The following is a 6,515-nucleotide window of genomic DNA, read 5'->3' on the forward strand; positions in this document are numbered from 1 at the left end:
CCCCCGCGCAAGGGAGCGGGGCGCGCGGTCGTGGACACCGTCGCGGCGGCGGGCCCGGATCGCGTGGTCTACGTCGCCTGCGACCCGGCCGCGCTCGCCCGTGATGTGGCGCGCCTGGCCGGGCACGGGTACCGGCTCGACGCTCTGCGTGCTTTCGACGCCTTCCCGATGACCCACCACGTCGAGTGCCTCGCGCTGCTGCGCCGGTGACGCCGGCACGCGCGGCGCGAGGCACCCGAGTGGCGCGTCAGGCGATCAGGTAGACCACTGAGGAGAGTCCGAACCCGACCAGACCGATGGTGGTCTGCATGACGGTCCAGGTCTTGAGCGTGGTCTTGACGTCCATCTGGAAGAACCGGCCCACGAGCCAGAAGCCCGAGTCGTTGACATGGCCCGCGGTGACCGACCCGGCCGCGAGAGCGAGCACGATCGCGGCCAGTTCGACACCGTTGAACCCGCCGCCGACCACCAGCGGTTGCACCAGCCCCGCCGCGGTCGTCAGCGCCACCGTCGCCGAGCCCTGCGCGACGCGCAGCACCGTGGCGATCAGGTACGCCGCGACGATCACGGGAAGGCCGATGTCGGAGAGCGCGCCGGAGAGCGCGTCACCGATCCCGCTGGCCTGGAGCACACCGCCGAACATGCCACCGGCACCGGTGATCAGGATGATGGCGCTGATCGGGCCGAGCGCACCGTCCAGCAGCTTCTCGATCGTCTCGGCACCCCGCCCCCGGCGGGTGCCGAGCACGTACACGGCGACGAACACCGTGATCAGCAGCGCGATCGGGGTGGAGCCGAGCGCGAGGACGACGTCGTACCAGCCCGCCTCGCTGTCGACCCAGCCGACCTCACCGGCGGTGCTCAGTCCGGTGTTGGCGAAGATGAGCAGCACCGGCAGCAGCAGCAGGCCGATCACCGTGGAGGGCTTGGGCGGCTCGGTGTCCGGTTCCTCGGTCTGGCCGAGGATGTCCGGCACGGGAAGAACGATCCGCTTGCCGATCCACAGGCCGTACAGGTAGCTGGTCAGGTACCAGGTGGGCACGGCGAGCAGCACGCCGATCGCCACGACGATGCCCACGTCCGCGCCGATCAGGCCGCTGGCCGCGACCGGGCCGGGGTGGGGCGGCACGTACACGTGCATGACCGAGAACGCGCCCGCCGTGGGCAGCCCGTACCGCAGCACGCCGCCGCCGAGGCGCCGCGCGACCGAGAAGACGATCGGCAGCATCACGACCAGCCCGGCGTCGAAGAAGATCGGGAAGCCGAACAGCAGTGAGGCGGTGCCGAGCGCCAGGGGCGCCCGCCGCTCGCCGAAGCGGCGGATCATCGCGTCGGTGAGGGACTGGGCACCTCCGCTGACCTCGACGAGCCTGCCGAGCATGGCGCCGAGGCCGACCAACAGCGCGACACTGGCCAGTGTCGAGCCGAATCCCTCGGTAAGGGTGTCCATGACCGCGCCCGCCGGGATTCCCGCTGCGAACGCGGTCGCCACGCTGACGGTGACCAGCGCGAGGAAGGCGTGGACCCGCAGGCGGATGATGAGCAGCAGCAACACGGCGATGGCGCCCGCCGCGATGGCGAGCAGGGGACCGGCGCCGAGTGTCTGCGTCCACTCGTCGGTGTTCATACGAAAGCTCCGTTGCTGTCGCGGTGGGTGGGGAGCCGACTCGGAAGCCGGGGCTCCGCGGTAACCCGCGGGACCCGGCCCGGCCCGGGACTCAGCCGGGCCGCGCGCCGTCGGGCGCGAGGCCGAGCCGGGACAGGGCCGTTTCGGCGATCCATTCCGGGGGCCGACCGAGGTCGACGGTGACGCCGTCCTCGTCCCCGGCGAGGTCTTCGAGATCGCCGAACTGCGAGTCGAGCAGTGCGGGCGGCATGAAGTGCCCGGAGCGGCCCGCGAGCCGTTCGCCGATCAGGTCCGGCTCGCCGCGCAGGTGGACGAACCGGACCCGGGCCGACGCCTCCCGGAGGATGTCGCGGTACGACCGTTTCAGCGCCGAGCAGGCGACGACGACGTCGCGGCCGTCGTCGGCACGGTCACTGATCCAGTCCCGCAGGGCGGACAGCCACGGTGTCCGGTCGCTGTCGGTCAGGGGGATTCCCGCCGTCATCTTCTCGACGTTGGCGGCGGGGTGGAACTCGTCGGCCTCGGCCATCGGCCACCCGAGGCGATCGGCGAGCTCCGCGGCGACGGTGCTCTTCCCGGCGCCGGAGACCCCCATCACCACCAGACACGTGGCAGTCATGGCGCTCCTCACTCAAAGGTAGTACTTAATGCGGCGAAAGATAACACCATTGGTCGACGAGGTAAACGACGTGGGGCCGGATAGGCTCGGGGCCGTGAGTGCTGAGCCGGGAGTCGAGGTCCTGCACAACACCGTGCTCGACACCATCGGTGCCGAGATCACGAGCGGGACGCTGGCGTGCGGCGACGTGCTCACGTTGGACCGCATCCGGGAACGGTTCGGGGTCTCCCGCACGGTCGCCCGCGAGACCATGCGCATCCTCGAATCGATGGGTCTCGTCCGGTCGCGCAGGCGGGTCGGCATCACCGTGCAGCCCAGTGAGCACTGGAACGTCTTCGACCCGAGGGTGATCTGGTGGCGGCTGGCCGGGCCGGGACGGGACGCGCAGTTGCGCACGCTCACCGAGCTGCGCATCGCCGTGGAGCCGCTGGCGGCGGGCGCGGCCGCGCGCAGTGCTTCGGCCGGTGAGCGCGAGCGCGTCGTCACGATCGCGGGCCGGATGCGCGAACTCGGGGAGGCGGGCAGGCTCACCGAGTTCCTCGACTGCGACATCGCCTTCCACACGCTCCTGCTGCGCAGCAGCGGTAACGAGATGTTCGGCGCGCTGGCCGACGTCGTCGCGGTGGTGCTGCGCGGGCGTACCCAGCTCGGCCTGATGCCGCACCAGCCCGTGCCGGAGGCGCTCCGGCTGCACGAACGCGTGGCCGACTCCGTCGCGCGCGGACTGGCCACCGACGCCGAGACCGCCATGCGCGACCTGCTCGCCGAGGTCCGTGACGCCATGCTTCCCCTCTGGCGGCGTTGACGTGTCGTCAAGGCCTCCTTCACTGCGTTCAATGCAGGTAAGGAGGCCTTGACGGCACGTCAAGAGGGGCGTGCGTCCTCGCGGAGCATGTCGGCGGCCTTCTCGCCGATCGCCATCGTGGTGATGCACGGGTTCACCGCGACGAGGAAGGGCATGGCCGAGCCGTCGGCCACCCGCAGCCGCTCGACGCCGCGCACGCGCAGCCGCTCGTCGAGCGGCGCCAGCGGGTCGTCGGACGCACCCATCTTCACCGTGCACGACGGGTGGTAGACGGTGTTGTGCGTCTTCATCAGGTAATCGGCGATCTCGTCGTCGGTCACCGCCTCCGGCCCCGGCGCGAGTTCGGGCCCGGCCCACTCCCGCATCGCGGGCCGCGAGACGATCTCGCGGGCCAGGCGCACGCCGTAGGTCATCACCCGAAGGTCGTGCGGGTCGCTGAAGTAGCGCGGATCGACCTTCGGCTTGTCCCGGAAGTCGCGGGTGCGCAGCCGGACAGTCCCGGTCGACCGTGCCCGGGTGACGTTCGGGGTCAGGCAGAAACCGTTCTCGGTCGCGGGGTAGCCGTGCCGCAGTGTGTTCATGTCGAACGGCACCGACCCGTAGTGGAACATCAGGTCGGGCCGGTCCAGGCCCGGTTCCGTCGTGGTGAAGATCCCGATCTCCCACCACTGCGTGGAGTCGGTCACCATCGGCCGCAGCGCCTCCCACTGCACCAGGCCCTCGGGGTGGTCCTGCAGGTTGCGGCCCACGCCCGGGGCGTCGACGAGGACGTCGATGTCGAAGCCGGCCAGTTCCTCCGCGGGGCCGATGCCCGACAGCATCAGCAGTTTCGGTGTGTCGATCGCGCCGTTGGACACGACCACCTCGGCGCGGGCGCGCAGCTCCTCGCTGTGCACCAGGTCCTCGGTGAGCACCTCGACGCCGGTGCAGCGCAGCCCGTCGAAGGTCAGCCGCTTGGCCCGCACCCCGGTCCGGACCACCAGATTCGGCCGGGTGCCGAGCACGGGGTGAAGATAGGACACCGACGCCGAGGCCCGGATCCCGTCCTCGCGGGCGTTGATCTGGAACCAGTTCGCGCCGTGGGTGACGGTCTCTCCCGTGTTGAACGCGGTACGCGGGAGGCCGGCCTCCTCGCACGCCCGCAGCAGCGCCACCCCGGCCGGATCGTGCGGGGGCACGGTGCGGATGCGCACCGGCCCGGTCCGTCCGTGGTGTTCACCGGGGGCGTCGTTGTTCTCCAACCGCCGGTACAGCGGAAAGATGTCCTCGGCAGACCACCCCGGCAGGCCGAGCGAGGCCCACTCGTCGAGGTCCTGTGCGGGTGCCCAGAACGCGATGCACGAGTTGTGCGAGGAACAGCCGCCGAGCACTTTGGCCCGCGCGTGGCGCAGGAACGAGTTGCCCGACTCCTGCGGCTCAACGGGGTAGTCCCAGTCGTAGCCGGACTCGAGCAGCTCCATCCACCGGTTCAGCTCCAACACCGGTCGCACGTCCACATCGGAGGGGCCGGCCTCCACGAGGCACACCGAGGTGTCGGGGTCCTCCGACAAGCGTGCCGCGACGACCGATCCGGCCGTGCCGCCGCCGACGACGACGTAATCGAACTCGCGGGACACGGCACCCTCCTCCGCTCGCGTGTGCTCGGGCCGGGCCGGTCGCGCCCGGCCAGGGGGACCGGTCCCGCCGACGACCGCGGCGCCACACCGCCAGTATCGGCCGGGACGCCGGTGGGGGCAGCGCGGAACCACTCGGCCGACGGGCTGGGACGCCGCGCCAGGAACTCCGCGTGCCGCGTGACTCGACCGGGTGACTTCGGCGGGGCAAGATGCCGGGTGGCGGAGTGAAACGAGCCACCCGGGCAGGGGCAAGATTCCCTAGACTGGGTCGGAAGCGAGTCAGCGACAACGACGGCGAGCGAGGTGGAGCGTGACGTTGCTGGAGTCCGTGCACGGGCCGGCAGATCTCAGGCGAATGGAGTACGAGGAGCTGGGGGCGCTGGCCGAGGAGATCCGGGACTTTCTCGTCGACCGGGTCCGCAGGGTCGGCGGCCACCTCGGCCCGAATCTCGGTGTCGTCGAGCTGACGCTCGCGCTGCACCGTGTGTTCGATTCCCCGCGCGACGCGCTGCTGTTCGACGTCGGACACCAGTCGTACGTGCACAAGATCGTCACGGGGCGTCAGGACGAGTTCGAGGGTCTGCGCCAACAGGGTGGTATCGCCGGCTATCCCGCACGCGCGGAGAGTGAGCACGACCTGGTCGAGAACAGTCACGCTTCCACCGCCCTGTCCTACGCCGACGGGATGGCCAAGGCGTTCCAGCTCGACGGCGGCGGCAGGCACGCCGTCGCCGTCGTCGGCGACGGGGCGCTCACCGGCGGGATGTGCTGGGAGGCGCTCAACAACATCGCCGCCGACCCCGAGCGCCCGATCGTGATCGTGGTCAACGACAACGGACGGTCCTACTCGCCCACGATCGGGGGCATCGCCGACCATCTCGCCGCGTTGCGCCTGCGGCCGGGCTACGAGCGCTTCCTCGACGGCGGCCGTGAGCTGCTGCAGAACACCCCTGTCGTGGGCAAGCCGCTCTACACCGCGCTGCACGCGGCCAAGGCCGGGATCAAGGACGCGATCAGCCCGCAGGTGATGTTCTCGGACCTGGGCCTGAAGTATCTCGGCCCGGTGGACGGGCACGACATCCTCGCGCTGGAGCGGGCACTGGAGGCCGCCCGCGCGTTCGGCGGCCCGGTCATCGTGCACGTCGTCACGGAGAAGGGGCACGGTTACCCTCCCGCGGTCAACCACGAGGCCGACCAGATGCACCAGACCGACCCCGTGGACCCGGCGACCGGGAAGCCTCCGGCCAAGGGGCCGAGCTGGACGTCGGTGTTCTCCGAGGAACTGACCCGCATCGGCGCCGAGCGCGAGGACGTGGTGGCGATCACGGCCGCGATGCTGCGCTCGACGGGCCTGCACACCTTCGCGGAGGCGTTCCCCGACCGCTGGTTCGACGTCGGCATCGCCGAGCAGCACGCCGTCACCTCGGCCGCGGGGCTCGCGATGGCGGGGCGGCACCCCGTCGTCGCGGTGTACTCGACGTTTCTCAACCGCGCCTTCGACCAGACGCTGATGGACGTGGCGCTGCACCGCCAGCCGGTGACCCTGGTGCTCGACCGCGCGGGCGTCACCGGCCCGGACGGCCCCAGTCACCACGGCATGTGGGATCTGTCCCTGCTCGGCATGGTCCCCGGTATGCGGGTCGCGGCACCGCGTGACGCCGAGACGCTGCGGGAGGAGCTGCGGGAGGCGGTCGCCGTCTCGGACGGCCCCACCGCGCTGCGCTTCTCCAAGGGGAGCGTGGTCGAATCCGTGCCCGCGCTCGACCGGCTCGGCCCGGTCGACGTGCTGCGGCGGGGGCAGGCCGAGGACGTGCTGCTGGTGGCGGTCGGCGCCTTCGCCCGGCTCGG

The 6,515-nt window shown here is 71.2% G+C and carries 5 protein-coding genes and 1 pseudogene; 3 read left to right on the top strand and 3 right to left on the bottom strand.

The annotated features are described in order from the left end of the window. A pseudogene (locus SACSA_RS0110015) lies at positions 1–210 on the top strand (class I SAM-dependent RNA methyltransferase); the annotation flags it as partial. Between the two features lie 37 nt (positions 211–247). Here the strand turns inward: SACSA_RS0110015 and SACSA_RS0110020 are convergent. Then, positions 248–1,627 carry a GntP family permease gene (locus SACSA_RS0110020; protein ID WP_019815539.1) on the bottom strand — a complete coding sequence of 460 codons (1,380 nt, stop codon included), beginning with the start codon at positions 1,625–1,627 and terminating at the stop codon, positions 248–250. A 91-nt stretch (positions 1,628–1,718) separates the two neighbouring features. Continuing rightward, the gene (locus SACSA_RS0110025) at positions 1,719–2,246 is read right to left on the bottom strand and encodes a gluconokinase (RefSeq protein ID WP_028661746.1); all 528 of its coding nucleotides are present in this window, start codon (positions 2,244–2,246) and stop codon (positions 1,719–1,721) included. Between the two features lie 94 nt (positions 2,247–2,340). Here SACSA_RS0110025 and SACSA_RS0110030 point away from each other — a divergent pair, with 94 nt between their 5' ends. After that, positions 2,341–3,051 carry a FadR/GntR family transcriptional regulator gene (locus SACSA_RS0110030; protein WP_019815541.1) on the top strand — a complete coding sequence of 237 codons (711 nt, stop codon included), beginning with the start codon at positions 2,341–2,343 and terminating at the stop codon, positions 3,049–3,051. Positions 3,052–3,110: 59 nt separating this feature from the next. Here the strand turns inward: SACSA_RS0110030 and SACSA_RS0110035 are convergent, their stop codons facing one another. After that, positions 3,111–4,667, bottom strand: coding sequence for a GMC family oxidoreductase (locus tag SACSA_RS0110035; protein ID WP_019815542.1), 1,557 nt, complete (start codon positions 4,665–4,667; stop codon positions 3,111–3,113). Between the two features lie 310 nt (positions 4,668–4,977). Between SACSA_RS0110035 and dxs the strand changes: the two genes are divergently transcribed. Then, a partial coding sequence (dxs, locus tag SACSA_RS0110040; RefSeq protein ID WP_028661747.1) for a 1-deoxy-D-xylulose-5-phosphate synthase occupies positions 4,978–6,515 on the top strand: 1,538 nt, incomplete at its 3' end.

It is taken from the genome of Saccharomonospora saliphila YIM 90502, from assembly GCF_000383795.1.
Lineage (GTDB): Bacteria > Actinomycetota > Actinomycetes > Mycobacteriales > Pseudonocardiaceae > Saccharomonospora > Saccharomonospora saliphila.